The sequence below is a fragment of the Streptomyces sp. PR69 genome (assembly GCF_026420845.1).
Taxonomy (GTDB): domain Bacteria; phylum Actinomycetota; class Actinomycetes; order Streptomycetales; family Streptomycetaceae; genus Streptomyces.
In genome coordinates this window covers 382,121-409,106 of sequence record NZ_JAOWCB010000001.1, presented here as the reverse complement: position 1 = coordinate 409,106, position 26,986 = coordinate 382,121, and the positions used below count along the sequence as shown (strand labels likewise).

The window sequence follows — 26,986 nt, the reverse complement described above, 5'->3', positions numbered from 1 at the left end:
CGGGCCTTTGCCTTTCGGCTGCCTTTCGGCTTTCACTACGTTAGCCGATTTCTCCGGCGACTCATAATTGAGTCACACGAAGCCATCCGGACCTGATTTCGGCACGCCAAAACCACACCCGCTTGGGCTGACCATGAGTAGTGGATGGCCGTCTTCGGGGGTGCTGATGAGCAGTGCCCCGTCTCAAACGGCTCGGGCTACGTTAGGCGTCACGGCAGGCAGAGTCAAGTCGACCTGCGGCGGGGCACATGGGCCCGATAGGGGCTGACCGTGGGGTCGTCAGCGATCCAGAAGCGCCAGGGGTGATGGGCGCCGTCGCCGCCCACTCCTGTGCGGGGCCCGCTGCATACCTGGTCAGGGTCTGGCGGGCTGCCGTGCAGCAGGGTCAGTGGTGAGTCAGGGCCGTCGCAGAGGTCCATGCCGTTCAGATCGCGGCCGACGCCGAGGGCGGTGGCGAGGCGGGCGGGGCCTTTGGCAAGTTCTCTGTCGTTTCGGGCCGAGACTCGACGTTTGCGGGCCAGTTCCGCCCCCACCTGGATCTCACCTGCGCGCAGCAGGACCCCGCTCGCTCTTCCCTCAGAGCCGCACACAACATTCAGGCAGTGCCACATGCCGTAGGTGAAGTAGACATACGCATGACCGGGCGGACCGAACATGACTGCGTTGCGTGCCGTACGCCCGCGGTAGGCGTGGGAGCCCGGGTCGACCTCGCCCGCGTATGCCTCGACCTCGGTGAGGCGTAGCTCGATGGGGCCGTCGGCGGTGAGCCGTATGAGAGTGCGGCCGAGGAGCTCGGGTGCGACCTCCAGTACAGGGCGGTCGAAGAAGTCCCGGGGCAACGGCGTACGGTCGGGGCTCTCGATCATGGCGTCCGAGCGTACCTGGGAATGACGGCCCGGCGCTGGGAGTCATGGAACCGGCTACGGTCATCGCGCGTATGTAGAGGTCAGGACCTAGGAGGAGTGAACATGGGCTTCAAGAAGCTGCTTGCGAGCTTGGGTGCCGGCGGGGCGTCGGTGGAGACGGAGCTGACCGAGGCCAACGTGGTGCCGGGCGGTGTCGTCCAGGGTGAGGTGCGCATCGAGGGCGGTTCGGTCGAGCAGGCGATCGAGGCGCTCTCCGTCGGGCTGCAGGCGCGGGTCGAGGTCGAGAGCGGCGACCAGGAGTACAAGCAGGACATCGAGTTCACCAAGCAGCAGCTGGGCGGGGCGTTCCAGGTGCAGCCCGGGGCCGTGCACGTGGTGCCGTTCGGTCTGGAAATCCCGTGGGAGACGCCGGTGACGGCGGTTGCGGGGCAGCAGCTGCGCGGGATGAACATCGGTGTGACCACGGAGCTGGCGATCGCCCGTGCCGTGGACTCGGGTGATCTGGACCCGATCAATGTGCATCCGCTGCCGTCGCAGCAGGCGATCCTGGACGCGTTCATTCAGCTGGGCTTCCGCTTCAAGAGCGCGGACATGGAGCGCGGGCACATCCGGGGCACGCGGCAGAAGCTGCCCTTCTACCAGGAGATCGAGTTCTTCGCGCCGGAGCAGTACCGGGGTCTCAACCAGGTCGAGCTGTCGTTCGTGGCGGATGACCGTGAGATGGACGTCGTGCTGGAGATGGATAAGAAGCCGGGTCTGTTCACCGAGGGCAGCGACTCGTACAAGGCCTTCACCGTCAGCCACCACGACTTCCAGTCCACCGACTGGGCTGCGTATCTCCACCAGTGGCTGGCGGAGGTCGGCGGACGCCGCAATTGGTTCTAGGCTCGGACCCGACCGGTCGTATCCGATTCGGAGGTTGAGACGTGACGGAGCTCAAGAGGCCGCCCCTTCCGCATGATTTTCATCCGGCGGTGCCGTCGTTCACGGTGGTGAGCGATGACATCGCGCCGGGGGCGAAGCTGGCGGACGCTCAGGTCTATGCGAAGGGGAACACCTCGCCGCATCTGCGGTGGGAGGGGTTCCCCGCGGAGACGAAGAGCTTCGCGGTGACCTGCTTCGATCCGGATGCTCCGACGGGCAGCGGGTTCTGGCACTGGGTGCTCTTCGACATCCCGGCGTCGGTGACGGAGCTGCCCGCGGGAGCGGGCAGCGGAAAGTTCGAGGGGCTGCCCGAGGGGGCCGTCCAGGTGCGCAACGACTACGGGTCGAAGGACTTCGGAGGTGCGGCGCCGCCGGCGGGTGAGAACCACCGGTATGTGTTCACCGTGTACGCGGTGGACCAGGCGAAGCTCGGGCCCGGCGCGGATGTGTCACCGGCTGTCGTGGGCTTCAATCTGCGGTTCCACACGATCGCCCGTGCTCAGCTCATCGGGGAGTACGAAGGGCCTTCGAGGGGCTGATCGTTCGCCTGTTGTTTGCCCTGTCCTGGTCTTGAGGAGACCAGGACAGGGCATTTTTTTATTGCGTTGTCCATCTCAGCGCACCCGGCCAGAGTTGATCCAGCCCCAGGTCCGCCAACAGGGCCGGGCTGACTACGGAAGGTGGGCGTGGTGCGTGACACGCTGGTGCTGAATGCGAGCTTTGAGCCGCTGTCCACGGTGACGATGAACCGTGCGGTCGTTCTGGTGCTTCAGGACAAGGCCGTCGTCGAGCAGGCTCATCCGGGGCTCCGGGTGCGTGGCGCCGAGGTCGATCTTCCGGTGCCGCAGGTGATCAGGTTGTGCCGCTATGTCCGGGTGCCGTTCCGAAGACAGGCGCCGTGGTCGCGGCGAGGTGTGCTGGTACGGGACCAGCACCGGTGTGCGTACTGCGGGAAGCGGGCCACGACCGTCGACCATGTGGTGCCGAAGTCGCACGGCGGCACGGACAGCTGGCTGAACACGGTGGCCTCCTGCGCGGCGGACAATCACCGCAAAGCGGACCGTACGCCGGAGGAGGCGGGGATGCCGCTGCTGCACAGGCCGTTTGTGCCCTCGCCCGCCGAGGCGATGCTGCTGGGGCTGCGGGCGGGTGAGCGTGCGGCGCTGCCGGAGTGGCTGACGGCACGGCCTGTCGTCACGCAGTCTGCTGCGTAGAGTCCTGCGGGCGGAGTGAGGCCCGTGTGAGCCCCTGCCGGGTTGCGCTCGCACGGGCCTCGCCATGTTCACCGCACGTCAGTCGATGGTGGGCTGTTCGCGGCGCTCCGTACCGGTGGGCGCGGCGGACTTGACGCCGCTGCCGCCACTCCCGCCGTTGCCGCCGAGAGGGCCGAAGTTGGCCATGTTGCCCATGGCGCCGCTGAGGCCCTTGAGGGCGTCGCCGATCTCGCTGGGCACGATCCAGAGCTTGTTGGCATCGCCTTCGGCGATCTTCGGCAGCATCTGGAGGTACTGGTAGGCGAGAAGCTTCTGGTCGGCGTCGCCGGCGTGGATGGACTCGAAGACCGTACGGATCGCCTGGGCCTCGCCCTCGGCGCGCAGCGCGGCCGCTTTGGCCTCGCCTTCCGCGCGCAGGATCGCGGACTGCTTCTCGCCTTCCGCGGTGAGGATCTGCGACTGCCGGATGCCCTCCGCGGTGAGGATCGCGGCCCGCTTGTCACGGTCGGCGCGCATCTGCTTCTCCATCGAGTCCTGGATGGAGGTGGGCGGCTCGATGGCCTTCAGCTCGACGCGGTTGACGCGGATGCCCCACTTGCCGGTCGCCTCGTCGAGGACTCCGCGCAGGGCGGCGTTGATCTCCTCGCGGGAGGTCAGAGTCCGCTCCAGGTCCATGCCGCCGATGATGTTCCGCAGGGTGGTGACGGTGAGCTGCTCGATGGCCTGGATATAGCTGGCGACTTCATAGGTCGCGGCGCGGGCGTCGGTGACCTGGTAGTAGATGACGGTGTCGATGTTGACGACCAGGTTGTCCTGGGTGATCACCGGCTGGGGCGGGAAGGGCACGACCTGCTCGCGCAGGTCGATGCGGTTGCGGATCGAGTCGATGAAGGGGACGACGATGTTCAGGCCCGCGTTGAGCGTGCGGGTGTAGCGTCCGAAGCGTTCGACGATGGCGGCGCTGGCCTGGGGGATGACCTGGATCGTCTTGATCAGGGCGATGAAGACCAGCACCACCAGAATGATCAGGACGATGATGATCGGTTGCATCGCGTTCCCTGTGCCCTTCGCTGCCGTATAAATCCGGTGATCGAGTTTCTCAGAACTCGGCCTGGTGTGGGGATGGTTCGTTCCGTCACATGACCACCGCGGTGGCACCGTCGATCTCGACGACGTCGACCTGCTGGCCAGCCTCGTAGCTCATGTCGGCGTCGAGGGCGCGTGCCGACCAGATCTCGCCGGCGAGCTTGATCCTGCCCCCGGCGGCGTCGACCCGTTCCAGCACGACGGCCTGACGGCCTTTCAGTGCATCGACTCCGCTGGCGAACTCTCCCCCGCGCTGGCTTCTGTGGCGGCTGGCGATGGGCCTGACGACCGCGATCAGGGCCACGGACACCGCGACGAAGACGAGCACTTGGAGCACGGTGCCGCCGCCCAGCGCGGCGGTGACCGCCGCGGCAACCGCTCCCGCCGACAGCATGCCGAACTCCGGCATAGTGGTCAGCACGAGCGGAATGCCCAGTCCGACCGCGCCGATCAGCCACCACACCCACGCGTCGATATCCACCTGGTCATGGTAGGACCGCCGGTCGTGGTCGGGACAGGGGTCGTCTTTCGCTCTGAGGTGATGTGCTGCGGGTTTATGCGGCGCGTCGAATGACCAAGGGGGTGCGCCCGTTCAGCCGAGCGGGAGGCCCTGTGCCGTCCAGCGGCCGCCCTGGTGCTCGACGATCAGCGGCAGCCCGAAGCAGAGCGAGAGGTTGCGGGAGGTGAGCTCCGTCTCCACCGGGCCGGCGGCCAGCACCTTGCCCTGGCGGATCATCAGCACATGGGTGAAGCCGGGCGGGATCTCCTCGACATGGTGGGTGACCATGATCATGGAGGGGGCGAAGGCGTCGCGGGCGAGCCGGCCGAGGCGGCGTACCAGGTCCTCACGGCCGCCGAGGTCAAGGCCGGCCGCGGGCTCGTCGAGGAGCAGCAGCTCGGGGTCGGTCATCATCGCGCGGGCGATCATGGTGCGCTTGCGCTCGCCCTCGGAGAGGGTGCCGAAGGTGCGGTCCAGATACTCGGTCATGCCGAGGCGGTCGAGGAAGGCGCGGGCGCGCTCCTCGTCGACGGCGTCGTAGTCCTCGCGCCAGGTGGCGGTCATGCCGTAGGCGGCGGTGAGCACGGTCTGCAGGACGGTCTGCCGCTTGGGGAGCTTGTCGGCCATGGCCATGCCGGCCATGCCGATGCGGGGGCGGAGCTCGAAGACGTCCACGCGGCCGAGGCGCTCGCCGAGGATGTGGGCCTCGCCCGTGGTGGGGAAGAGATAACTGGAGGCGATGTTGAGGAGGGTGGTCTTGCCGGCGCCGTTGGGTCCGAGGATGACCCAGCGCTCGCCTTCCTTGACCGACCAGGAGACGTCGTCCACCAGAGCGCGTCCGTTGCGGACCACGGATACGTCCACCAGCTCCAGTACATCGCTCATGAGCGCGTTGTCTCCCCATGCAATCGTCTTGAGGTGTTGGGGGGCCTTTTGTCCGCCTGTGGGCGTGGCTCCCAGACAAACCTACGCCACCGGTCGGGTGGCTCCGTGCGCAGGCCCGGTACCTACGCTGGGTCCATGCAATCGGAACCACGCTCAGGACGGCTGGCCGCTTGGGGAAATGCCCTGTTGGCCGGACTTGTATCACCGGATGAGGCGGCGCTCGCCGTCGTCGGCGACGATGCGGTGCACCGGGTGGAGGGGCTGCCGGGCGAGGCGGCGCAGGTCGGGCTGACGCTGGCGCTGGGGCGGCTGCGGGGTCTCGGGGTGACCGGGTACCGGGTGGCGCTGCCCGCGCCGGGGCATCCGCTGGGGCTCAGCGGTCCGCCGGAGTTCAATGCGCGGGCGCTTCAGGCCGGGGAGGCGGTCGTCGCCGTGGGCGCCGCGTACGGGCTGGTGCCCGAGGTGTACGAGGCAGGTCCCGAGGGGGATGTGCATGTCGAGGTCGTCTGGCACTGTCTGCCGGCGCGGGAGGCCCCGCCCGCGGACGTGCCTTCGCTCGGTGAGGCGGAGCGGGAGCTCGTGGAGGCGCTGCGGGAGGCGACGGAGGTGCTGACCCGGCTGGATGTGGCGGCGTCGGGGCCGGTGGCCGAGGCCGCGGTGGACGCCTACCGGGCGCGCGCGGCGCGGGGGCCGGGCGAGACGCTGGCGCCCGGATATCCGCCGCGGGCGGCGCGGGTGCTGGAGCTGGCCCAGCGGATCGGGCTGCTGATCTCGGTCGCGTACGAGAACGGTCACGGCGGTGCGGTGAGCGCATCGGAGATGGCGGCGCGGGTGGCGGCGCTGCGTCCGGTGGAACGGGTGGCCCGGCGCGCTCAAGTGGCCGCGTACAACGCCTATGTGGAGGAGCGGGAGCGCGGGGCGCGGTAGCTCGCGGCGGCTCTCCGCGGCAAGGAGCGCAGCAGACCGGACCCCGGCGGGAGGGGCCGGGGTCCGGTGGTCACTGCGCAGGCGGCGTGCGGCGTCAGTGGTTCACGGAGTGGTTCGCGAAGGCCGGGTTCAGCGCACCGATCACGGTCGCGGTGTTGCCGGAGGCGTTGACCGGGACGTGAACCGGAGCCTGAACCAGGTTGCCGGAGCCGATGCCCGGGGAGCCCTCGGCGTAGCCGTCAGCGTGGGCGCTGGCGGAGGCCACACCCGCGCCGGCGGCGACCAGGCTTCCGGCCACCATGGTGAGGGTCGCGGCCTTCTTCAGGTTCTTCACTTCGAAATCCTCCTAGGCATTCGCCGCGACCGTCCGTCGCGGCACGCCATGGAGAACGGCCCCGGCTCGATCTGGATGCGCCACATGGGTGACATACACACGACGGTATGAATCTCTGACCGCAGGGCGACGATCTGCACAACCCGCGGGCCGTCCTGTGCGTTGACCGGTCTTCGGCGGCCGGGCGGTGCGGGCGTCAGCCGACGGGGGCGCCCGGCGGGCAGCCGGCGGGGTCAGCCGGTGAGGCCATGGCGCACCGCCCACAGAGCCGCCTGGGTGCGGTCTGCCAGGTCCAGCTTCATCAGGATGTTGGACACATGTGTCTTGACGGTCTTCTCGGACAGCACGAGCGCCCGGGCGATCTCGCGGTTGGAGCGGCCGTCGGCGATCAGGCCGAGGACCTCCCGCTCGCGTTCGGTGAGCGTGCTGCCGCGGCCCGTGCCGTTCGCGGGGTCGTCCTGGGAGAGCAGCGCGCCGGCGACTTCCGGCTGGAGCAGCACATGGCCCGCGTGTACGGAGCGGATGGCGCCGGCCAGCGCGTCCGGGTCGACGTCCTTGTACACATAGCCGGACGCGCCCGCGCGCAGGGCGGGGACGACGGTGCGCTGCTCGGTGAGGCTGGTGACGATCAGCACCCGGGCCCCGTTGCCCAGCTCGCGGAGCTTGCGCAGCGCCTCGATGCCGTCGACGCCGGGCATTTTGACGTCCATCAGCACCACGTCGGGCTTCAGCTCCTCGGCGCGGGCGACGCCTTCCGCGCCGTCGCCGGCCTCGCCGACGACCTCGATGTCGTCCTGGACTTCGAGGAAGGTCCGCAGGCCCCGGCGGACCACCTGGTGGTCGTCGACCAACAGGACTCTGATCGCCCTCCCGTCGCCCACCGCCGCCCTTCTTTCGAAGTGCTCCGCACTACCCCTCTTGTTCCCGTCGCCCACCGCCGCCCTTCTGCCGAAGTGCTCCGCACTGCCCCTCTTGTCTTCACCCACCGGGGACCTCCATCTCGATCGTCGTGCCCGTGCCTGGCGTCGACTGCACGGTCAGTCTGCCGCCGACGCCGCCGGCGCGGTGCCGCATGGAGACCAGTCCCAGATGGCGGCCGGCTCGGCGCACGGCCTTCGGGTCGAACCCCTTGCCGTTGTCGGTGACGCTGAGCAGCGTGCCGCCGTCGCGGCGGACCAGGGCCACCCGGACCTCGTCGGCCTCCGCATGGCGCAGGGCGTTGTGCAGGGCTTCCTGGGCGACGCGCAGCAGCGCCTCCTCCTGGGAGGCGGGCAGCGCGCGGATGCCGCTGCTGTCGAAGCTGACCCGGGCGGTGTGGGCGCGGTCGAGGACGTGGATCTGCGTCCGCAGGGTGTTGACGAGACCGTCTTCGTCGAGGGCGGCGGGGCGCAGCTCCACCACCGCGGCGCGCAGCTCGTCGGCGGCCTCGGCTGCCAGCTCGGCGACCTGCTTCAGCTCGCCCTTGGCGCGCACCGGGTCGCGGTCGACGAGCGCGGCCGCCGCCTGTGCGGTGAGCCGCAGGGAGAACAGCTTCTGGCTCACCGCGTCGTGCAGCTCATGGGCGAGCCGGGAGCGCTCCTCCGCGATGGTGAGTTCGCGGCTGCGCTCGTACAGCCGGGCGTTGGTGAGGGCGATCGCCGCGTGCTGGGCGAGGATCGAGAGCAGTTCCTCGTCGTCCTCCGTGAAGCCGCAGCCGTCCCCGCCGGGCGGGCGGGGGCAGCGCTTGTTGGCGAGGAAGAGCGCGCCGATGATCTCGTCGCCGTCCTTGACGGGGAGACCCAGGAAGTCGGACATATCGGGGTGGGCGGAGGGCCAGCCCCCGAAGCGGGGATCCCTGCGGACATCGGCGAGCCGCTGCGGCCTCGCCTCGTGGAGCATCGCGGCGAGGATGCCGTGCTGCCGCGGGAGCGGGCCGATCGCCTTCCACTGGGCGTCGCTGACGCCGTCGACCACGAACTGGGCGAAGCCTCCGTGGTCGTCGGGCACGCCCAGGGCTGCGTACTCGGCGTCGAGGAGCTCGCGCGCCGAGGCGACGATCGTCTTCAGGACGTCGCGCACCTCCAGATGTCTGCTCATGGCGAGCAGCGCGGTGCTCACGGCGGCGAGGCCGGAGCTGGATCGATCGCTCATGAGTTCACCGTACCGGCGGGGTGTGACAGTCCGTATCCGCCTGGGGACGGCCGCCGGCTGGGGCTGCGGGCCTAGGCCGAAGTGCCCTGCCGGATCGGGGCCGGGGGACGAGGCGAAGGCCGGTGCGGCGGGCCGAGGCTGGGTCCGTCACAGCAATCGGGGCGTGGAAGGGGATGGACGGCATGCCTGTCGCGATGATCACGGGGGCTTCGAAGGGACTGGGCAGGGCGCTTGCCGGGGCGCTTGCGCGGCGTGGCTGGGATCTGGTGCTGGACGCCAGGTCAGCCGGACCACTTGAGGAGAGCGCGGGCGCGGCCCGGGAGCACGGGGTGCGGGTGACCGCGCTGTCCGGGGATGTCACGGACGGGGCGCACCGTGCGGAGCTGGCGGCCGCGGCCGAGCGGCTGGGCGGTCTGGATCTGCTGGTGAGCAACGCGAGCGCGCTGGGTGCGGAGCCGCTGGTGCGGCTGGAGGGGCTGCCGCTCGCGGGGCTGCGGCGTGCGCTGGAGACGAATGTGGTGGCCGCGCTGGGGCTCGTACAGCAGACGCTGCCGCTGCTGCGGGCGTCCGCGGCGGGCGCGGTGATCGCGGTCAGCTCGGACGCCGGGGCTGAGGCGTATGAGACGTGGGGCGGTTACGGGGCGTCGAAGGCGGCGCTCGACCAGCTGGCGGCGGTGCTGGCCGTGGAGGAGCCGGGGCTGCGGGTGTGGTCGGTGGACCCGGGCGATATGGCGACGGAGCTGTATGCGGCGGCCGTGCCGGACGACCGTGATCCGCGGCCGGCGCCGGAGTCGGTCGTACCGGGGTTTCTGCGGCTGCTGGAGGGGCGGCCGGCGAGCGGGCGGCACACGGCGCGGGCGCTGCTGGACGCACGGTGAGCCAGGGAGGTGTGAGAGGGGTGGCGAAGGTGCTGGGGACGCTGGAATCGCTGAGTGTGCCGCCGGAGCTGTCGGCCCGGGTGCCGCCGGAGGTGCGCGGCGCGGGCCGTGACGATGTGCGGCTGCTGGTGTCGCGGGGCGCGGAGGTGTCGCACCGTGTGTTCCGCGAGCTGCCGGGGCAGCTGCGGGCGGGCGATGTGCTGGTGGTCAATACCTCGCCCACGCTGCCGGCGGCCGTCGACGCGCGCGTGGGCGTCGAGCAGGCGGGCGGGGAGCCGGTGGTGGTGCACTTCTCGACGCGGGGCGAGGACGGGCGGTGGGCGGTGGAGCTGCGGACGCCCGACGGCTCGGGCAGCACGGTGCCGCGCCCCGGGGGCCCGGCGGGGGCGGTGGTGCGGCTGCGGGGCGGGGCGCGGCTGGTGCTGCGCCGGCCGCTCGCGCCGGGGGCCGACCGGCTGTGGTGGGCGGATGCTCCGGTGGATGTGGAGCGGCTGCTGCGCCGGCACGGCAGGCCGATCCGGTACGGGTACACGGAGCGGGACCAGCCGCTCAGCGCGTATCAGACGGTGTTCGCGCTGCCCTCCCCCGATGGCTCGGGCTCCGCGGAGATGCCGTCGGCCGCGCGGCCCTTCACGGCGGGTCTGGTGGCGGAGCTGGTGAGCCGTGGGGTGCAGTTCGCTCCGGTCACGCTGCATACGGGGGTGGCGTCGGCGGAGGCGCATGAGCCGCCGTATCCGGAGCGCTTCGAGGTGCCGGCGACGACGGCGTGGCTGGTGAACGCCGCGCGGGCGGCGGGCGGGCGTGTGGTGGCGGTGGGGACGACCGCGGTGCGGGCGCTGGAGACGGCGGTGGACGGCCGGGGCGTGGTGCGGGCGGCGTCGGGCTGGACAGATCTGGTGATCACGCCGGGGCGCGGGGTGCGGGCGGTGGACGGGCTGCTGACCGGGCTGCACGAGCCCGCGGCCTCGCATCTGCTGATGCTGGAGGCGATCGCGGGCCGTCAGGCGCTGTGGCGCGGTTATACCGAGGCGCTGGAGCATCTCTATCTCTGGCATGAGTTCGGCGACAGCCACCTCATACTGCGGGATGACACTCCTCACCCTTTGAATTGCTGACGCAACAGGCGGTGAGGTTGTTACACGCTCGATGTGAGCCCGCGCATAGGACGCACATCACTTACGAAGTGCGCTAGTGGAGACATAAAGACGATGTGAGCGGGGGCCAGAGCCGGAAAAGGGCGTCTTTCGTACGCCCTGATCCACTATCCCGCATCGTACGTCACACCTTTGCCACAGGTTTTTGCGGCCGCTAAGAATTGCGTCCGGTCGCCGCCGATGAGCGGAATGCCGCCCGGCATGTTGCGACCCCCCGCGCTATTCGAAGAGGTACGTCTGCATGTCTGCGTCCACGCCCGGCCATAGTCGCCTGAAGAAGACTCACAAGTTCTCGATCGCCGGTGTCGCCGCTGTCGGCGCCGCCGCCCTCGCGTTCTCGCTCGTCCCGGGCAACGCCTCCGCCGGCGCCCAGACGAAGGAGCTCTCGGCTGCCCCGGTGGCGTGGACTGCGGGTGCGGAGACGGCCCCGCTGATGCAGAAGAGCATCACCGAGCAGCAGTCGGTCTTCGACCGCCTGGCCAAGGAGCAGGCCGCGGCGGAGGCCAAGGCCAAGGCTGAGGCGAAGAAGAAGGCCGAGGCCGAGAAGAAGGCCAAGGCGAAGGCCGCCGCCGAGAAGCGCAAGAAGGAGCAGGCCGCCAGCCGCGCCGCCGAGCGCAAGCCGGTCTACGCCAACAACCTGGACGGCTGGATCCGCGAGTCCCTGGCCATCATGAAGAAGCACGGCATCCCCGGCACATACGAGGGTCTGCACCGCAACATCATGCGTGAGTCCAGCGGCAACCCGAACGCCATCAACAACTGGGACATCAACGCGCGCAACGGCGTTCCCTCGATCGGCCTGCTGCAGGTCATCAAGCCGACGTTCGACGCGTACCACGTCCCGGGCACGGCCAAGAGCCAGTACGACCCGGTCGCCAACATCACCGCGGCCGCCAACTACGCGGCCGACCGGTACGGCTCGATCGACAACGTCAACGGCCCGTACTGAGCGGCGGACTGAGCAGGCGAACTGAGCAGGCGAGCGGAGAGAGGCACGCGAACTGAGCGGACGCAGGCGGCGTCGCCTCTCCACGCCGACGCCGCTTGTGCCGAAGGGCGGCGCCCCGAGCAGGGGTGCCGCCCTTCGGCGTGCAGCATGTGTGTCGGACGGCGGGTTACTTGCGCATCACCTCGGGCTCGTGGCGGCGCAGCAGACGGGCGACGGCGATGCCGCAGATCACGCCGATGGCGAGCAGGATGGTGAGGTTGAGGCCCCACTGGCCCGCGGCAGGCTCCCACAGGGGGTCGAAGTTGGTGGGGTTCTTCGGGTCCCACGGCGGCATCAGCCGGGACAGGTCGAGCGTGGTGGCGGCGCCGGCGATGGCCCAGCGGGACGGCATCAGCCAGGCGAATTGCTCCAGGCCGGGCGAGTCGTAGACCTGGAACAGGATGCCGGTGAAGACGACCTGGACGATCGCGAACATCACCAGCAGCGGCATGGTCTTCTCTGCGGTCTTCACCAGCGAGGAGATGACCAGGCCGAACATCATCGAGGTGAAGCCGAGCGCGATGACGACGAGGCAGATCTCGACGGCCGGAGGCATGACCAGGCCCTCGGGCGGCAGCTCGCGGCTGGCGAAGCCGATGCCGCAGATGATCACGCCCTGCAGCGCGGTGATCAGACCGAGAACGATCACCTTGGACATCAGATAGGCCGACCGGGACAGACCGGTGGCCCGTTCCCGTTCATAGATGACCCGTTCCTTGATCAGTTCTCGTACGGAGTTGGCCGCTCCGGAGAAGCACATGCCGACCGCGAGGATCAGCATGATCGTGCCCGCGTCGCCGTTGAACTTACTCGGCGGCGTGGGCGGGGCGAGGCCGAAGTCCGCCGGGATGACGACGGAGACCAGGCCGAGGACGGCCGGCAGGATCACCATCAGGGCCATAAAGCCCTTGTCGGACGCGATCACCGAGGCATAGCGGCGCATCAGCGTCCACAGCTGGGCGAACCAGCCCTGCGGCTTCGGCGGGCGCATCGCCTGGGCGGGCGGCATCGTTACGGACTGTGCGGCGACCGCGTCGATGTCCGCGGCGTAGAGCTGGTAGTGCTGTGAGCCCTTCCAGCGTCCGGCCCAGTCGTAGTCGCGGTAGTTCTCGAAGGCGGAGAACACATCGGCCCAGGTGCTGTAGCCGAAGAAGTTCAGCGCCTCGTCGGGCGGGCCGAAGTAGGCGACGGAGCCGCCGGGGGCCATGACGAGGAGCTTGTCGCACAGCGCCAGCTCGGCCACGGAGTGGGTGACGACGAGGACGGTGCGCCCGTCGTCGGCGAGACCGCGCAGCAGCTGCATGACATCGCGGTCCATGCCCGGGTCGAGGCCGGACGTCGGCTCGTCCAGGAAGATCAGCGAAGGCTTGGTCAGCAGCTCCAGGGCGACCGAGACGCGCTTGCGCTGGCCGCCGGAGAGGGCGGTGACCTTCTTCTCCTTGTGGATGTCGAGCTTCAGCTCGCGCAGCACCTCGTCGATGCGGGCCTCGCGCTCCGCCGCGGCGGTGTCGCCGGGAAAGCGGAGCTTGGCCGCGTACCTCAGGGCGGTGCGGACGGTCAGCTCCTTGTGCAGGATGTCGTCCTGCGGGACCAGACCGATGCGCTGGCGCAGCTCGGCGAACTGCTTGTAGAGGCTGCGGTTGTCGTACAGGACATCGCCCTGGTCGGCGGGCCGGTAGCCGGTGAGCGCCTTGAGCAGCGTGGACTTTCCGGAGCCCGACGGGCCGATGACGCCGATCAGCGACTTCTCCGGGACGCCGAAACTGACGTCCTTGAGGATCTGCTTGCCGCCGTCGACCGTCACCGTGAGATGGCGGGCGGAGAAGGAGACCTCGCCGGTGTCGACGAACTCCTCCAGGCGGTCGCCGACGATCCGGAAGGCGGAGTGGCCCACGCCGACGATGTCGTTCGGGCCGATGACGACGGAGGAGGACTTGGCCATCGGCTGGCCGTTGACATACGTGCCGTTGTGGGAGCCGAGGTCGCGGATCTCGAAGCGGCCGTCCGGCGTGGCCGTGAACTCCGCGTGGTGGCGCGAGACCTGGAGGTCCGAGACGACCAGTTCGTTCTCCAGCGCACGGCCGATGCGCATCACACGGCCGAGGGCGAGCTGGTGGAACGTGGTCGGGCTGCGGTCGCCGTAGACCGGCGGCGCCCCCGCGGCGGCGCCGGACCCTGCGTGGCCCGACTGCTGGTGCGGCACCTGATGCTGCGCCGCCGCGGCGGCAGCGGCGGCGTGCTGCTGAGGCTGCTGCCACTGGTGGGGCGGGGCCTGGTGCTGCGCCGCCCGATGCTGCGGCTGGTGCTGCGCCGGCTGCTGAGGGGGCGGCTGCTGCCAGCCCTGCTGCTGGGGCGGGGCCGCCTGTGTCGCCTGTGCGTGCGCCGGCGCGGGCGCCTGCTGCGCGGGCGCGGCGGCGGACAGACTCATCCGCGGGCCGTCGGTGGCGTTGCCCAAGTACACGGCTGTGCCGGGGCCGATCTCCATCTGATGGATCCGCTGACCGTGCACATAGGTGCCGTTGGTGCTGCCGTGATCCTCGATCACCCAACTGCGGCCGCCCCAGCTGAGGGTGGCGTGCCGCCACGAGACCCTGGCGTCCTCGACCGCCAGATCGCCCTGCGGATCACGTCCCAGGGTGTATGTCCTGGACGGATCGAGAGTCCAGGTCCTTCCGTTCAATTCCAGTACGAGTTCCGGCACTCCATGCCCCACTAGTTGTCCCCCGAGTGACCCCCATCACAGGGAGTCTAGGGATGGCGAACATCGGGGGGAACTATTTCAGGCCCGGTCCCCCAACCGAAAGCCGGGCCTGTGAAGAGCCTGTTCGGGATGGCCGTTGACGGGGGAGAAACTCCCCCGGAGAGTGATGAGAACCCATGACTGCGCATGGATCATGCGCAGTTGGGGACAACTGGGTCAAATCCCAGTGGGGGGATCGGGGGGTCCGGATGGACTCTGGCACAAACGACGACACCGGCCGCCGGACGCCTTCGGTGCGGTGGGGCAGCGTACTGCTGTCGGCGGTCGCCGCGGTGAGCTGGGCGCTGGCGGGCATGGCAGGTGCGGCGGCGCTGGGGCTGCATCTGCTGGGGGCCGATGCGACCGCCGCGCTGGGGCCGATGACCGCCGCCGCGGTGGTGCTCGCGATCGGCGGCTCGGTGACGCCGACCGGCGATGTGTCCGCCTTCGGCATCGACGGCGGCGCGCAGGCGCGGACAGCCGTCGATATCACGCCACTCGGGGTGGGGCTGGTCGGGGCGGTGCTCCTCGCGTACGTCTTTCTGCGGTCGCTGCGCAGGGTGCGGCCGTACGCCGTGCATCTGGCGGCGCGGGAGCTGTTCGCCCGCGCGACCGCGGTGACGGTGCTCTTCGTGACGGCAGCGGGCGGGCTGGCGTGGGCGGGGCACGACGTCGTCACCATCGACGGTCTGGAGGTGGAGGTCCCCTCCGTGGACCTGCCCGTGGTGGGCGATCTGCTCCCCGGCGGGGCCGGGGAGCGGGTGGCGGCCGAGGCCGCCGTGGGCTACAGCGTCAACACGGCGGACTCGCTGGCCGGCGCGGCGGTATGGGTCCTCGGCGTGCTGACGCTCGCCCTGCTGGCCTCGCGCCGCACCCCGCTGCCGCGGGGCGCGATGTGGGAGGCCGTGCGGAAGGTGCGGCCCGCGGTGTCGGCGGCGGTGACGGTCGCGCTGACGGCGGTGCTCGCCGGGTACGCGGCGGCGGGGTACGCGGCGATCGGCGACGAGAACCCCGGACGGATCGCCGGAGCCGCCGTGCTCGGCGCGCCGAACGGCGTGTGGGTCGGTCTGTCGCTCGGGCTCTTCGTGCCCTGGGAGGGCCGGGTGACCGGTGGCCTGGAGCGGGTGCTGCCGCACCCGCTGGACGACCTGCTGGTCTCTTCGGGGTCCACCGGCCCGGTGACCGTGGGCCGGCTGGCCGAGCTGGACGGCCGGGTGTGGCTGCTCGCCGTCGCGGCGGGCGTGGCGATGCTCTGCGCGGGGGTCCTGGCGGCGGAACGCTCCTGGGGCGCGGAGGCGTGGGGCTGCTCGGCACTCCGTTTCACCGCACGTACGGCGCTGCGGCTTGGACTGGCGGCAGGGGCGGGGCTGGCGCTGCTGGTGTGGCTGACGGGAGTGTCGGTGGACGCGTCGCTGTCCGTGCTGGGCATCGACACCGTGGGCGCGGAGGTCTCGCTGCGGGGGGCGATCGGGGTGGCAGCGCTGCTGGGCGCGATGTGGGGCGCCGGGGCGGGGGCGGCCGGGGGGCTGCTGGTGTACGCCCTGATGCGGGGCGAGCCCCGCGGTACGGCCCCGGACGCTCCGGGGCCGTACCAGCCGTCGGCCCCCTCGTACCGGGCGCCGAACCCGGACACCAACCCGTATCTGCGGCTGCCGGGGAGGTGGGACGGGCGCGGACGCGGGAGTGGGTGAACGGGCGCGCCCGGGGTGCGGGGCCTTGTCCGCGCGGGCCCGCGCCCCCGCGGGGACCGGCGCGCCCAAGGGCCGGGCCCGGAAGGCGCACGGTGCGGGAACCGTCGTGGAAGTCCGGGGAAACGGCGGGGGACAATGTGGTCCGGGGCTGTCCGGGTGGCGGGACGGGGGAGGTCGGTCGCCCGTATGCCCGATACGGTGGAAACACCATGAGCGCATCGCAGACCCCAGCCGCACGCACCCTTCTCGTGAAAATCTTCGGGAAGGACCGTCCCGGCATCACCGCCGGCCTCTTTGACACCCTCGCCGCCTACTCCGTCGAGGTCGTCGACATCGAGCAGGTCGTCGCCCGCGGCCGCCTGATGCTGTGCGCACTGGTCACGGCACCGGCCGGCGGTGCGACCGCCGAGGGCGAGCTGCGCGCCACCGTGCACAGCTGGGCGGACTCCCTCCAGCTCCAGGCTGAGATCATCTCCGGCACCGGCGACAACCGGCCGCGCGGCAGCGGCCGTTCCCATGTCACCGTGCTGGGGCACCCGCTCACCGCGGAGTCCACCGCCGCCATAGCGGCGAGGATCACCGGCGCGGGCGGCAATATCGACCGTATCTTCCGGCTGGCGAAGTACCCCGTCACAGCCGTGGAGTTCGATATCTCCGGTGTGGAGACCGAACCGCTGCGCACGGCCCTGGCCACCGAGGCCGCGGAGATCGGCGTCGATGTGGCCGTGGTCTCCGCCGGGCTGCACCGCAGGGCACAGCGGCTGGTGGTGATGGACGTCGACTCGACGCTCATCCAGGACGAGGTCATCGAGCTGTTTGCCGCGCACGCAGGCTGTGAGAAGGAGGTCGCCGAGGTGACCGCCGCCGCAATGCGGGGTGAGCTGGACTTTGAACAGTCGCTGCACGCCCGGGTCGCGCTGCTCGCCGGGCTCGACGCGTCCGTCGTGGAGAAGGTGCGCACGGAGGTCACGCTGACTCCGGGCGCCAGGACCCTGATCCGCACGCTCAAGCGGCTCGGTTACCAAGTCGGCGTCGTCTCGGGCGGCTTCACCCAGGTCACCGATGATCTGAAGGATCGCCTCGGGCTGGACTTCGCCTCGGCGAACACACTGGAGATCGTGGACGGGAAGTTCACGGGCCGGGTCGTCGGCGAAGTCGTGGACCGTGCGGGCAAGGCGCGGCTGCTGCGCCGGTTCGCGGCGGAGGCGGGCGTGCCTCTGGCGCAGACCGTGGCGATCGGCGATGGCGCCAACGACCTGGACATGCTGAACGCGGCCGGTCTGGGCGTCGCCTTCAATGCGAAGCCGGTGGTCCGCGAGGCCGCGCACACCGCGGTCAATGTGCCGTTTCTGGACACGGTGCTGTATCTGCTGGGCATCACCCGCGAAGAGGTCGAGGCGGCGGACGTCGACGGGGACTGAGCCGCCCACGATGCGAACTCAGCCGCGCGAGGGCCGGAGCCGGACGCACACGCCGACAGGGCCGGTCCCCGGCTGAGCGAACCGAGTCCCGGCGCCGCCCCGGCGCCGGGACTCGGCCTGTTCCGCGCCGATGGGGCGCGGACCGGCTACTTGGACGGCGCCCAGTAGTCGACCAGCGTGCCGACGCCGGGCTCCAGCGACTTCCAGGCGCCGCTGAACGAGATCACCGCAAACGCGGAGGTCGGGAAGCCGCGGTGGGCCATCCGCTCGCCGGCGTCGCCCTCCGATGCCGAGGAGAGGATCTCGGCGAGGCCCTGCACCCCGGGGTTGTGGCCGATGAGGAGGGCGTTCTGCACATCGTCCGGGATTTCGTTGAGCACGGCGATCAGCTCACCGGGTGACGCCTCGTAGACCCGCTCCTCATAGACGGTCTTCGGCCGGCGCGGGAACTCCTGTACGGCGAGCTTCCAGGTCTCACGGGTCCGGGTGGCGGTCGAGCAGAGGGCCAGATCGAAGGAGATGCCGGTGTCCGCCAGCTTGCGCCCGGCGACCGGGGCGTCCTTGCGGCCCCGCTCGGCGAGCGGTCGCTCGTGGTCGGACACCTGTGGCCAGTCGGCCTTGGCATGCCGGAAGAGGACAATCCTGCGGAGTTCTGCGACGCTCATGCGTCCCAGCTTCGCATGAAACGCGCCACGGGGCGCAGGGTGTTGACGACCTCCCCCGTGACGGGTGAACGATGATCATCGGGGCCGTCAGCCGGTGAACGTCTGCCGTATGTGCTCAAGGAGTCTGCCGAGGGCAGGGTCTCCCGCGGCCTCCGCCCGCCCTCCGTCCAAGATGAGCGCGAGGAGGCAGACGAAGGCGATCAGCGGCAGGGCGAGGGCCCACCACGGCAGCCGGGCGTCCGCGCCGCCCAGGACTATGGGCCTGCGGCCGGCGCGGGTGATACGGGGGATGCCGGGGACATGGGGGACGCGGGGGCTACGGAGACGGGTGCGGGGGCGGCGGGTCCTGATGTGCGCATGGGCCGACATGGCCGCCTCCGTAGATCTCGGGGTGCAGTGGTGGGGAACTGCATCCAACGTACGGATCACACTGCGGCCGGCCCATCCGGCAACCCACCCACTTGACCCTGAGTCCTGCCCCCTAGGGGACAGGGGTGCCAGCCCTACCCCGTCGGGTCCGGGGCGGCCGTCCGCACGGCGTCGCGGAGGTCAGTTGGCCGCGGCAGCGGCGCGGCGGCCATCGCGGTCAGGACGTCGCGGTCAGCGCGTCACGGTCAGGACGTCGCGGTCAGGGCGTCACGGTCAGGGCGCGGCGATGGAGGCGATCACGCCGATGACGACGGTGATGGCGAGCATCACGCCGAAGACCATGAGGAGCTTCTTCTGGCCCTGGGGCGGATTCGGGTCGAGAACAGGCATGACGCCAGTCTCGCATCTCAGCATTCGTCCTCGACCGTCCGGTCCCGGCCGGCCAGCACCCCGACGGCCATCTGCGGCAGCGTCAGCCCCGCCATCAGGGCCAGCGGCAGCCCCCAGCCGCCGCTGTGCTGGTAGAGCGCGCCCACGAGGGTCGGCCCGGGGATGGAGATCAGATAGCCCACGGACTGGGCGAACGCCGAGAGCCGTACGACGCCGGCGCCGGTCCTGGCCCGCATGCCGATCATGGTGAGGGCGAGCGGGAAGGCGCAGTTGGCGACGCCGAGCAGGAGCACCCAGGCCCAGGCCCCTGCCGCGGGCGCGAGGAAGAGCCCGAGGTAGCCGGTGAGCCCGCACAGGGCGAGGACGACGACGATGGGGCCCTGGTTCCGCATCCGGGCGGCCAGCCGGGGGATGACGGACGCCAGCGGCACGCCCATGGCCATGGTGACGGCCAGCAGCAGCCCCGCCGTGCCTGCCGAGACCCCGGCGTCACGGAAGATCTGCGGCATCCAGCCCATGGTGATGTACGCGCCGGTGGCCTGGAGCCCGAAGAAGCCCGCGAGCGCCCAGGCGGTGCGGCTGCGGATGACGCGGGGAGCCGCGGCAGGCCCGTCGGCCGCCTCATCGGCGCGCCGGGCGCCTTCGGAGCCGTACCGGCTTCCGGCGCCGGGCGTGCGGTCGCGGACCAGCCCGAGCCAGGGCAGTACGGCGGCGGCGGCGAGCACGGCCCAGATGCCGAGGCCCGCACGCCAACTGCCGCCCAGGGCCTGGGTCATGGGGACGGTCACGGCTGCGGCCAGGGAGGTGCCGAGGGCCAGGGCCATGGAGTACAGCCCGGTCATGGAGCCGATGCGGTCGGGGAAGTACCGCTTGACGATCACCGGCATCAGGACGTTGCTGACGGCGATGCCCATCAGGGCGAGGGCGCTGGCGGCGAGGAAGGCGGGGGTGGCGTCGGCGAAGGGCCTGACGGCCAGTCCCGTCGCGATCGCGGCCATGCCCGCGCAGACGACCGCGCCGGGGCCGAAGCGGCGGGCGAGCCGCGGCGCGGCGATGCCGAAGACCGCGAAGCAGAGCGTCGGCACCGAGGTGAGCAGTCCGGCGACGCTGCCGCTCATATGCAGCCCGACGCGGACCTCTTCGAGGAGGGCGCCGAGACTGGTGATGGCGGGCCGGAGGTTGAGCGCGGCGAGGACGATGCCGGCCATGACAAGCCGGGCGACCCAGACGGAGGGCTGCGTATCGGAACCGGCCGTGGCGTAGCCCGCCGCGCGGGAGGCGTCCTCGCGCAGACTCGGGTCGTGGGCCGGTGGCCGGGGCTGCGTGCGTGTCTCTGTCTGGATCCGGGTGTCGGTCTCGTCGGGCATGACGCCCATCATAGAATCATGGGATGATTGGTTGTCCAATCGCCGACCTGCCCTCACGGCTCGCAGAAGGAGCGACACGATGGCGCTGAGCTCACCCCGGCGTTCCGCACTCTCGGATCAGGTGATCGCCGAGCTGCGGAACCAGATCACGTCGGGCGAATGGCCCGTGGGCTCGCGGATTCCGACCGAACCCGAGCTGGTCGAGCAGCTCGGCGTGGCCCGCAACACCGTGCGCGAGGCCGTGCGGGCGCTCGCTCACAACGGCCTGCTGGACATCCGCCAGGGCTCGGGGACGTATGTCATGGCGACCAGCGAACTCGCGGGGGTCATGCACCGCCGCTTCGCCGACGCCGACCCCCGGCATATCGCCGAGCTGCGCTCCACCCTGGAATCCTCGGCGGCACGGCTAGCCGCCGAGCGGCGCACCGAGAAGGACCTGAAGCAGCTGGACACCCTGCTCGCCCGCCGCGAAGAGGCATGGGCCGCGGGGGACGCGGAGCGCTTCGTCTCCGCCGACACCACCTTCCATCTGGCAGTGGTGGCCGCCTCGCACAACGAGGTGCTCACGGAGCTCTATGCGGATCTGGGCGATCTGCTGCGCGACTGGCTGCGCGGGGATGTGGGCGGCGAACTGCGCCCGGAGAACCACATGGACCACGCCCGGCTGGTCGAGGCGGTCCGCGGCGGCGACGGCGAGGCGGCGGCCGCGGAGGCGGGGAGCTATCCGTTTATGTGCCTGCGGACGGCGCCGCCGGCCGGTGGCTGACCCAGGCGGAGCGGATCTCCTTCCAGCAGCGGCTGGTGAGCTGTGCGTATCCGGCCGCGCCGAGCTCGACGGGAGCGGTGTCGACGTCGATGTCCCACCAGCGTTCGCACTCGATGTGCAGCCGGACCAGATCGGCCTGCGGATACGGATTGTGGCAGTACGCGGTGGCCCGCGAGCCCTCGACGGCCAGCCGGCACTCGGCCTGGTAGACGGGGCGGGGAAGGGTGGGCTGTGTCTCCGCGGCCCGGGAGGAGGGCTGCGCGGCCGGCTGGGAGATCCGGCGGTGCGGCTGGGATGCGGTCGGGGTAGCCCACAGCAGGACCGTGACCGTGGCCAGTATGGAGGCGGAGCGCCAGTTCGTGCGCACAAGCAGGACCTCCTCGGCTGTACTGCGACGAGGACGCGAGCGCCTTTCGTCGCGGCGGCACCACAAGGGGGAATGCCCTTTCAGGGTCGTACGGCCCCGGGGTGCGGCGCGCGCCCCGGTGGGCCGAACGGGCGACGCCCCGCGCCCCGCGGAGGGCGGGAAACGGGGCGTGGGGGCCGTACGGCCGGGTTCAGCGCCGCAGGAAGTGCCGCGACCGGCGCCGCCGAGCGTGCGCGGGCGCGCCATGGCCCGTCGCGCCCACGCGGCGAAGCCGCACAGCGACACAGCCCCAGACTCCTGCGGACGCATGCAGGCCGTCACGCACGTGCAGGCACATCGTGGCTGGTCGCGCCCACGCGGCGGAGCCGCACATCGACACAGACCCGCGGCCCCTATGCCCCTTTGGGGCGCGGGGAAGCCGCACATCGGTACAGCCCCGCGCCCTCTCGGGGCGCCTACGCGCCGATCGCGTGCAGGCCGCCGTCCACGTGGATGATCTCGCCCGTCGTCTTGGGGAACCAGTCCGACAGCAGGGCGACCACGCCGCGGCCGGCCGGCTCGGGGTCGGAGAGGTCCCACTCCAGCGGGGAGCGGTGGTTCCAGACGTCCGCCAGATCGGAGAAGCCCGGGATGGACTTCGCGGCCATGGAGCCGATCGGCCCCGCGGAGATCAGGTTGCAGCGGATGTTCTGCTTGCCCAGGTCGCGGGCGAGATAGCGGGAGGTGGCCTCCAGCGCCGCCTTCGCCGGCCCCATCCAGTCGTACTGCGGCCAGGCGTACTGCGCGTCGAAGGTCAGGCCGACGACCGAGCCGCCTTCCTGCATCAGCGGCAGGCAGGCCATCGTCAGCGACTTCAGCGAGAACGCCGAGACGTGCATCGCGGTCGAGACGGACTCAAAGGGCGTGTTGAGGAAGTTGCCGCCGAGTGCGTCCTGCGGCGCGAAGCCGATGGAGTGCACCACGCCGTCGAGGCTGCCGAGCTCCTCGCGCACCAGGTCGGCGAGGCGGGACAGATGCTCCTCGTTGGTGACGTCGAGCTCGATGACCTTGGTGGGCTTGGGGAGCTTCTTGGCGATGCGCTCGGTCAGGGTGGGCCGGGGGAAGGCCGTCAGGATGATCTCCGCACCCTGCTCCTGGGCCAGCTTCGCGGTGTGGAAGGCGATGGAGGACTCCATCAGCACACCGGTGATGAGGATGCGCTTGCCGGCGAGGATTCCACTCATGTGATCAGTGACCCATGCCCAATCCGCCGTCAACCGGGATGACGGCTCCAGTGATGTACGAGGCGTCGTCGGAAGCGAGGAACTTCACCGCGGCGGCGATCTCCCCGGGCTCCGCATAGCGGCCGAGCGGCACCTGCGAGACGATGCCCGCGCGCTGCTCGTCGCTGAGCGCCTTGGTCATGTCGGTGTCGACAAAACCGGGCGCGACGACGTTGAAGGTGATGTTCCGCGACCCCAGCTCACGGGCGAGGGACCGGGCGAAGCCGACCAGGCCGGCCTTGGAGGCGGCGTAGTTGGCCTGCCCTGCCGAGCCGAGCAGCCCGACGACGGAGGAGATCAGCACGACACGGCCCTTACGGGCGCGCAGCATGCCGCGGTTGGCGCGCTTCACGACGCGGAACGCGCCGGTGAGGTTGGTGTCGAGTACGGAGGTGAAGTCGTCCTCGGACATCCGCATCAGCAACTGGTCCTTGGTGACGCCGGCGTTGGCCACCAGCACCTCCACGGGACCGTGCTTGTCCTCGATCTCCTTGTAGGCCTGCTCCACCTGCTCGGCGTCCGTGATGTCGCAGCGGACCGGCAGACAGCCGAGCTTGACCAGCTCCTCCGGAGGCTCACCCGACCGATAGGTGATCGCGACCTTGTCGCCGGCCTCGGCGAACGCGCGGGCGATGGCGAGGCCGATGCCCCGGTTTCCTCCGGTGACGAGAACCGAGCGACTCAACGGATCACCCTTTCGATAGCGGTCTTGATACCGACAGAAACTATCGGTACCGGAGCGTGTACGAGGAATCGGGCCCTGACAGCGCCTTCCTGCGGCGACTGTTGGATCCCTACAGTCGCGGGCGGTCCGGTCGGCCCGGGCGGATCGGTCGGGGGAGGCGCGCCTGCGCGGCCGGGCGGTGCAATCCCCGGAAAGCGATGGCCGACGTGACGGTGGGCACCGCATGATTCACTGCGGGTTGTAGTCGCCTTGTCGTCGCCCGGTGAGAAGGGGAGGGCCGCTGTGCCCCATGAGATCGATCAGACATTCCTGGCGCTGCCGCTGCGTGCGCTCGCCGACGCCGCGCTCGCCCGGGCCCGTGCGCTCGGGGCGGAGCACGCCGACTTCCGGTTCGAGCGGGTGCGCAGCGCCGCCTGGCGGCTGCGGGACGCCAAGCCGTCCGGGTCGGCCGACACCACCGACCTCGGGTACGCGGTGCGGGTGGTGCACGGCGGCGCGTGGGGGTTCGCCTCGGGGGTGGACCTGACGATGGACGCGGCCGCCAGGGTCGCGGGCCAGGCGGTGGCCATGGCGAAGCTGTCCGCCAAGGTGATCGCGGCGGCCGGTTCCGACGTGGGGAGGGTGGAGCTCGCCGAGGAGCCGGTGCACGCGGAGAAGACCTGGATCTCCTCGTACGAGGTCGATCCCTTCACCGTGCCGGACGAGGACAAGACGGGGCTGCTGGCCGAGTGGAGCGAGCGGCTGCTGCGGGCGGAGGGGGTGGCGCATGTGGACGCCTCCCTGCTGACCGTCCATGAGAACAAGTTCTATGCGGATACGGCGGGGACGGTGACCACCCAGCAGCGGGTGCGGCTGCATCCGCAGCTGACGGCCGTCGCCGTCGACGAGACGACCGGCGAGTTCGACTCGATGCGCACCATCGCGCCGCCGGTCGGGCGCGGCTGGGAGTATCTGACCGGCACCGGCTGGGACTGGGACGCGGAGCTAGAGCAGATCCCTTCGCTGCTGGCGGAGAAGATGCGCGCGCCGAGCGTGGAGGCGGGCCGGTACGACCTGGTGGTCGACCCGTCGAATCTATGGCTCACCATCCATGAGTCGATCGGCCACGCCACCGAGCTGGACCGGGCGCTGGGCTATGAGGCGGCGTACGCGGGGACCTCGTTCGCCACCTTCGACCAGCTGGGGAAGCTGGCGTACGGCTCCTCGGCGATGAATGTGACGGGTGACAGGACCGCCGAGCACGGGCTCGCGACGATCGGCTACGACGACGAGGGCGTCGAGGCGCAGTCCTGGGATCTGGTCAAGGACGGCACGCTGGTCGGCTACCAGCTGGACCGGCGGATCGCGAAGCTGACGGGTCTCGGCCGTTCCAACGGCTGCGCCTACGCGGACTCCCCCCGGCATGTGCCGGTGCAGCGGATGGCCAATGTGTCGCTGCAGCCCGATCCCGGAGGTCTGTCGACGGAGGACCTGATCGGGGGCGTGGAGAGGGGGATCTATGTGGTCGGCGACCGCTCGTGGTCGATCGACATGCAGCGCTATAACTTCCAGTTCACCGGGCAGCGCTTCTTCCGCATCGAGAACGGGCGGCTGACCGGGCAGCTGCGGGACGTCGCGTACCAGGCGACGACGACGGACTTCTGGGGCTCGATGGAGAAGGTGGGCGGCCCGCAGACATATGTCCTGGGCGGCGCGTTCAACTGCGGCAAGGCCCAGCCGGGCCAGGTCGCCGCGGTCTCCCACGGCTGCCCGTCGGCCCTGTTCCGGGGCGTGAACATCCTGAACACGACGCAGGAGGCGGGGCGGTGAGCGCGCGCCACGGAACCTGCCGGGGGTCCGGGGGCCGCCCCCCGGGCAAGCACAGTCTCAACACGACGCAGGAGGCCGGTCGATGAGCCGTGTCAGCAAGCCGTACGAGATCGTCGAGCGGGCCCTGGAGCTGTCCGCGGCCGACGGCTGTGTGGTGATCGCCGATGAGCACTCCTCGGCCAATCTGCGCTGGGCGGGCAACGCCCTGACCACCAACGGCGTCACCCGCGGACGCACCCTCACCGTCGTGGCGACCGTCGACGGGGCCGAGGGGGTCGCCTCCGGGGTGGTGTCCCGGTCGGCGGTGACCGCGGACGATCTCGAACCGCTGGTGCGTGCCGCGGAGGCGGCCGCGCGCGGCGCCGGGCCGGCCGAGGACGCCCAGCCGCTGGTTGCGGGGGCGCCGTCGGCCCCGGACTTCACCGACGCCCCCGCCGAGACGTCGTCCGGCGTGTTCGCGGACTTCGCGCCCGCGCTGGGTGAGGCGTTCGCCCGGGCCCGCGCGGGCGGCCGTGAGCTGTACGGCTTCGCCAACCATGAGCTGACCTCGACCTATCTGGGCACCTCGACGGGCATCCGGCTGCGGCACGACCAGCCCAACGGCACGCTGGAGCTGAACGCCAAGAGCCCGGACCGCGCCCGTTCCGCATGGGCGGGCCGTGCCACGCGGGACTTCAAAGATGTGGACCCGATCGCCCTGGACGCGGAGCTGGGCAAGCGGCTCGGCTGGGCCGAGCGGCGTGTGGAGCTGCCTGCCGGCCGGTATGAGACGCTGCTGCCGCCCACCGCGGTGGCCGATCTGCTGATCTACCAGTTCTGGTCGTCGTCGGCCCGCGACGCGGCAGAGGGCCGTACCGTCTTCTCCAAGGCGGGCGGCGGGACGCGGGTCGGCGAGACCCTGTCCGAGCTGCCGCTCACCCTGCGCAGCGATCCGCATGAGCCTGGTCTGGAGTCCGCACCGTTTGTGATCGCGCATGCGTCGGGGGACGACGCGTCGGTGTTTGACAACGGTCTGCCGCTGACGGCGACGGACTGGATCCGGGACGGCAAGCTGGCGCATCTGATCACCACCCGGCACAGCGCGGGGCTGACCGGGCTGCCGGTGACCCCGGCGGCCGGCAATCTGGTGCTGGACGGGGGCGGCGAGCGCTCGCTGGAGGAGATGGCGGCGGCCACGGAGCGGGGGCTGCTGCTGACCTGTCTGTGGTACATCCGCGAGGTGGACCCGGCGACGCTGCTGCTGACGGGGCTGACCAGGGACGGCGTCTATCTCGTCGAGAACGGCGAGGTGGTCGGTGAGGTCAACAACTTCCGCTTCAACGAGTCGCCGGTGGACCTGCTGTCGCGGGCCGCGGAGGCCGGGCGGAGCGAGAAGACGCTGCCGCGCGAATGGGGCGACTACTTCACCCGGGCCGCGATGCCGGCGCTGCGCGTGCCGGACTTCAATATGAGCTCCGTCAGCCAGGGGATCTGAGCCCTGCGGAGCCCCCATAGACTGGGCTCAGATCCACGCACACCTGATGTGATCCACCACTGCGACAAGACACTCACTCCGAGGAGACCGAGAAC

At 70.7% G+C, this 26,986-nt stretch carries 27 protein-coding genes; 12 read left to right on the top strand and 15 right to left on the bottom strand.

The genetic code is table 11. From position 1 onward, the window contains the following. Positions 1–224: 224 nt before the first annotated feature. Positions 225–866 carry a DNA-3-methyladenine glycosylase gene (locus OF819_RS01790; protein ID WP_267241458.1) on the bottom strand — a complete coding sequence of 214 codons (642 nt, stop codon included), beginning with the start codon at positions 864–866 and terminating at the stop codon, positions 225–227. A gap of 102 nt (positions 867–968) precedes the next feature. Between OF819_RS01790 and OF819_RS01785 the strand changes: the two genes are divergently transcribed. The 3 genes from OF819_RS01785 to OF819_RS01775 all read left to right on the top strand — a co-directional run bounded on the left by OF819_RS01785 (position 969) and on the right by OF819_RS01775 (position 3,004). Next, positions 969–1,751: a sporulation protein gene (locus OF819_RS01785; protein ID WP_267241457.1), complete on the top strand. Its 783-nt coding sequence runs from the start codon at positions 969–971 to the stop codon at positions 1,749–1,751. Between the two features lie 41 nt (positions 1,752–1,792). Then, positions 1,793–2,329: a YbhB/YbcL family Raf kinase inhibitor-like protein gene (locus OF819_RS01780; protein WP_267241456.1), complete on the top strand. Its 537-nt coding sequence runs from the start codon at positions 1,793–1,795 to the stop codon at positions 2,327–2,329. 150 nt (positions 2,330–2,479) lie between these two features. After that, positions 2,480–3,004, top strand: coding sequence for an HNH endonuclease (locus tag OF819_RS01775; RefSeq protein ID WP_267241455.1), 525 nt, complete (start codon positions 2,480–2,482; stop codon positions 3,002–3,004). 78 nt (positions 3,005–3,082) lie between these two features. Here the strand turns inward: OF819_RS01775 and OF819_RS01770 are convergent, their stop codons facing one another. The 3 genes from OF819_RS01770 to OF819_RS01760 all read right to left on the bottom strand — a co-directional run bounded on the left by OF819_RS01770 (position 3,083) and on the right by OF819_RS01760 (position 5,474). Further along, complete coding sequence (locus tag OF819_RS01770) at positions 3,083–4,054, bottom strand: SPFH domain-containing protein (protein ID WP_267241454.1); 972 nt, start codon at positions 4,052–4,054, stop codon at positions 3,083–3,085. An 85-nt stretch (positions 4,055–4,139) separates the two neighbouring features. Next, entirely contained in the window at positions 4,140–4,571 is a 432-nt protein-coding gene (locus OF819_RS01765) for an NfeD family protein (RefSeq protein WP_267241453.1), read from the bottom strand. A 111-nt stretch (positions 4,572–4,682) separates the two neighbouring features. Then, entirely contained in the window at positions 4,683–5,474 is a 792-nt protein-coding gene (locus OF819_RS01760; RefSeq protein WP_267241452.1) for an ABC transporter ATP-binding protein, read from the bottom strand. A gap of 135 nt (positions 5,475–5,609) precedes the next feature. Between OF819_RS01760 and OF819_RS01755 the strand changes: the two genes are divergently transcribed. Further along, positions 5,610–6,401, top strand: a complete 792-nt coding sequence (locus tag OF819_RS01755) for a hypothetical protein (RefSeq protein WP_267241451.1) — start codon at positions 5,610–5,612, stop codon at positions 6,399–6,401. 94 nt (positions 6,402–6,495) lie between these two features. Here OF819_RS01755 and OF819_RS01750 read toward each other — a convergent pair whose 3' ends face one another. The 3 genes from OF819_RS01750 to OF819_RS01740 all read right to left on the bottom strand — a co-directional run bounded on the left by OF819_RS01750 (position 6,496) and on the right by OF819_RS01740 (position 8,865). Beyond that, positions 6,496–6,735, bottom strand: coding sequence for a chaplin (locus OF819_RS01750; protein ID WP_267241450.1), 240 nt, complete (start codon positions 6,733–6,735; stop codon positions 6,496–6,498). 233 nt (positions 6,736–6,968) lie between these two features. Beyond that, the gene (locus OF819_RS01745; RefSeq protein ID WP_323748885.1) at positions 6,969–7,616 is read right to left on the bottom strand and encodes a response regulator transcription factor; all 648 of its coding nucleotides are present in this window, start codon (positions 7,614–7,616) and stop codon (positions 6,969–6,971) included. A gap of 97 nt (positions 7,617–7,713) precedes the next feature. Beyond that, on the bottom strand, positions 7,714–8,865 hold the full coding sequence (locus OF819_RS01740) for a GAF domain-containing sensor histidine kinase (protein ID WP_267241449.1): 1,152 nt from the start codon (positions 8,863–8,865) through the stop codon (positions 7,714–7,716). Positions 8,866–9,047: 182 nt separating this feature from the next. On the opposite strand from OF819_RS01740, the gene OF819_RS01735 reads away from it, so the two are divergent. From OF819_RS01735 to OF819_RS01725, 3 genes are all read left to right on the top strand, one after another. Continuing rightward, complete coding sequence (locus tag OF819_RS01735) at positions 9,048–9,743, top strand: SDR family NAD(P)-dependent oxidoreductase (protein WP_267241448.1); 696 nt, start codon at positions 9,048–9,050, stop codon at positions 9,741–9,743. A gap of 20 nt (positions 9,744–9,763) precedes the next feature. After that, complete coding sequence (locus OF819_RS01730; protein WP_267241447.1) at positions 9,764–10,858, top strand: S-adenosylmethionine:tRNA ribosyltransferase-isomerase; 1,095 nt, start codon at positions 9,764–9,766, stop codon at positions 10,856–10,858. A gap of 280 nt (positions 10,859–11,138) precedes the next feature. Next, entirely contained in the window at positions 11,139–11,846 is a 708-nt protein-coding gene (locus OF819_RS01725; RefSeq protein ID WP_267241446.1) for a transglycosylase SLT domain-containing protein, read from the top strand. A gap of 166 nt (positions 11,847–12,012) precedes the next feature. Here the strand turns inward: OF819_RS01725 and OF819_RS01720 are convergent, their stop codons facing one another. Further along, positions 12,013–14,598 carry an FHA domain-containing protein gene (locus OF819_RS01720; RefSeq protein WP_267241445.1) on the bottom strand — a complete coding sequence of 862 codons (2,586 nt, stop codon included), beginning with the start codon at positions 14,596–14,598 and terminating at the stop codon, positions 12,013–12,015. Positions 14,599–14,834: 236 nt separating this feature from the next. Here OF819_RS01720 and OF819_RS01715 point away from each other — a divergent pair, with 236 nt between their 5' ends. Beyond that, a complete protein-coding gene (locus tag OF819_RS01715) occupies positions 14,835–16,316 on the top strand; it encodes a streptophobe family protein (protein WP_323748884.1) in 1,482 nt (493 codons plus the stop codon). Positions 16,317–16,525: 209 nt separating this feature from the next. Further along, the gene (gene serB / locus OF819_RS01710) at positions 16,526–17,737 is read left to right on the top strand and encodes a phosphoserine phosphatase SerB (protein ID WP_267241444.1); all 1,212 of its coding nucleotides are present in this window, start codon (positions 16,526–16,528) and stop codon (positions 17,735–17,737) included. 146 nt (positions 17,738–17,883) lie between these two features. Here serB and OF819_RS01705 read toward each other — a convergent pair whose 3' ends face one another. The 4 genes from OF819_RS01705 to OF819_RS01690 form a co-directional block, all read right to left on the bottom strand. Next, positions 17,884–18,402, bottom strand: a complete 519-nt coding sequence (locus OF819_RS01705) for a SixA phosphatase family protein (RefSeq protein WP_267241443.1) — start codon at positions 18,400–18,402, stop codon at positions 17,884–17,886. 87 nt (positions 18,403–18,489) lie between these two features. Next, positions 18,490–18,771: a hypothetical protein gene (locus OF819_RS01700; RefSeq protein WP_416370450.1), complete on the bottom strand. Its 282-nt coding sequence runs from the start codon at positions 18,769–18,771 to the stop codon at positions 18,490–18,492. Positions 18,772–19,044: 273 nt separating this feature from the next. Continuing rightward, positions 19,045–19,161, bottom strand: coding sequence for an SGM_5486 family transporter-associated protein (locus tag OF819_RS01695; protein WP_267241442.1), 117 nt, complete (start codon positions 19,159–19,161; stop codon positions 19,045–19,047). A gap of 17 nt (positions 19,162–19,178) precedes the next feature. Next, positions 19,179–20,528, bottom strand: a complete 1,350-nt coding sequence (locus OF819_RS01690; RefSeq protein ID WP_267241441.1) for a CynX/NimT family MFS transporter — start codon at positions 20,526–20,528, stop codon at positions 19,179–19,181. A gap of 79 nt (positions 20,529–20,607) precedes the next feature. Here OF819_RS01690 and OF819_RS01685 point away from each other — a divergent pair, with 79 nt between their 5' ends. Next, positions 20,608–21,294 carry a FadR/GntR family transcriptional regulator gene (locus OF819_RS01685; protein ID WP_267241440.1) on the top strand — a complete coding sequence of 229 codons (687 nt, stop codon included), beginning with the start codon at positions 20,608–20,610 and terminating at the stop codon, positions 21,292–21,294. Here the strand turns inward: OF819_RS01685 and OF819_RS01680 are convergent. The 3 genes from OF819_RS01680 to fabG form a co-directional block, all read right to left on the bottom strand. Then, positions 21,257–21,661 carry a hypothetical protein gene (locus OF819_RS01680; protein WP_267241439.1) on the bottom strand — a complete coding sequence of 135 codons (405 nt, stop codon included), beginning with the start codon at positions 21,659–21,661 and terminating at the stop codon, positions 21,257–21,259. The two genes, OF819_RS01685 and OF819_RS01680, sit on opposite strands and share 38 nt — an antisense overlap. 455 nt (positions 21,662–22,116) lie before the next feature. Next, positions 22,117–22,884, bottom strand: coding sequence for an enoyl-ACP reductase FabI (gene fabI / locus OF819_RS01675; protein WP_267241438.1), 768 nt, complete (start codon positions 22,882–22,884; stop codon positions 22,117–22,119). Between the two features lie 4 nt (positions 22,885–22,888). Then, complete coding sequence (fabG, locus tag OF819_RS01670) at positions 22,889–23,608, bottom strand: 3-oxoacyl-[acyl-carrier-protein] reductase (RefSeq protein ID WP_267241437.1); 720 nt, start codon at positions 23,606–23,608, stop codon at positions 22,889–22,891. A gap of 282 nt (positions 23,609–23,890) precedes the next feature. Here fabG and OF819_RS01665 point away from each other — a divergent pair, with 282 nt between their 5' ends. Together OF819_RS01665 and OF819_RS01660 are read left to right on the top strand one after the other, a co-directional pair. Then, positions 23,891–25,417 (top strand): TldD/PmbA family protein, encoded by a 1,527-nt coding sequence (locus OF819_RS01665; protein WP_267241436.1) that lies wholly within the window; start codon positions 23,891–23,893, stop codon positions 25,415–25,417. Between the two features lie 82 nt (positions 25,418–25,499). After that, positions 25,500–26,891: a metallopeptidase TldD-related protein gene (locus OF819_RS01660; RefSeq protein ID WP_267241435.1), complete on the top strand. Its 1,392-nt coding sequence runs from the start codon at positions 25,500–25,502 to the stop codon at positions 26,889–26,891. The last annotated feature ends 95 nt before the right edge of the window (positions 26,892–26,986 follow it).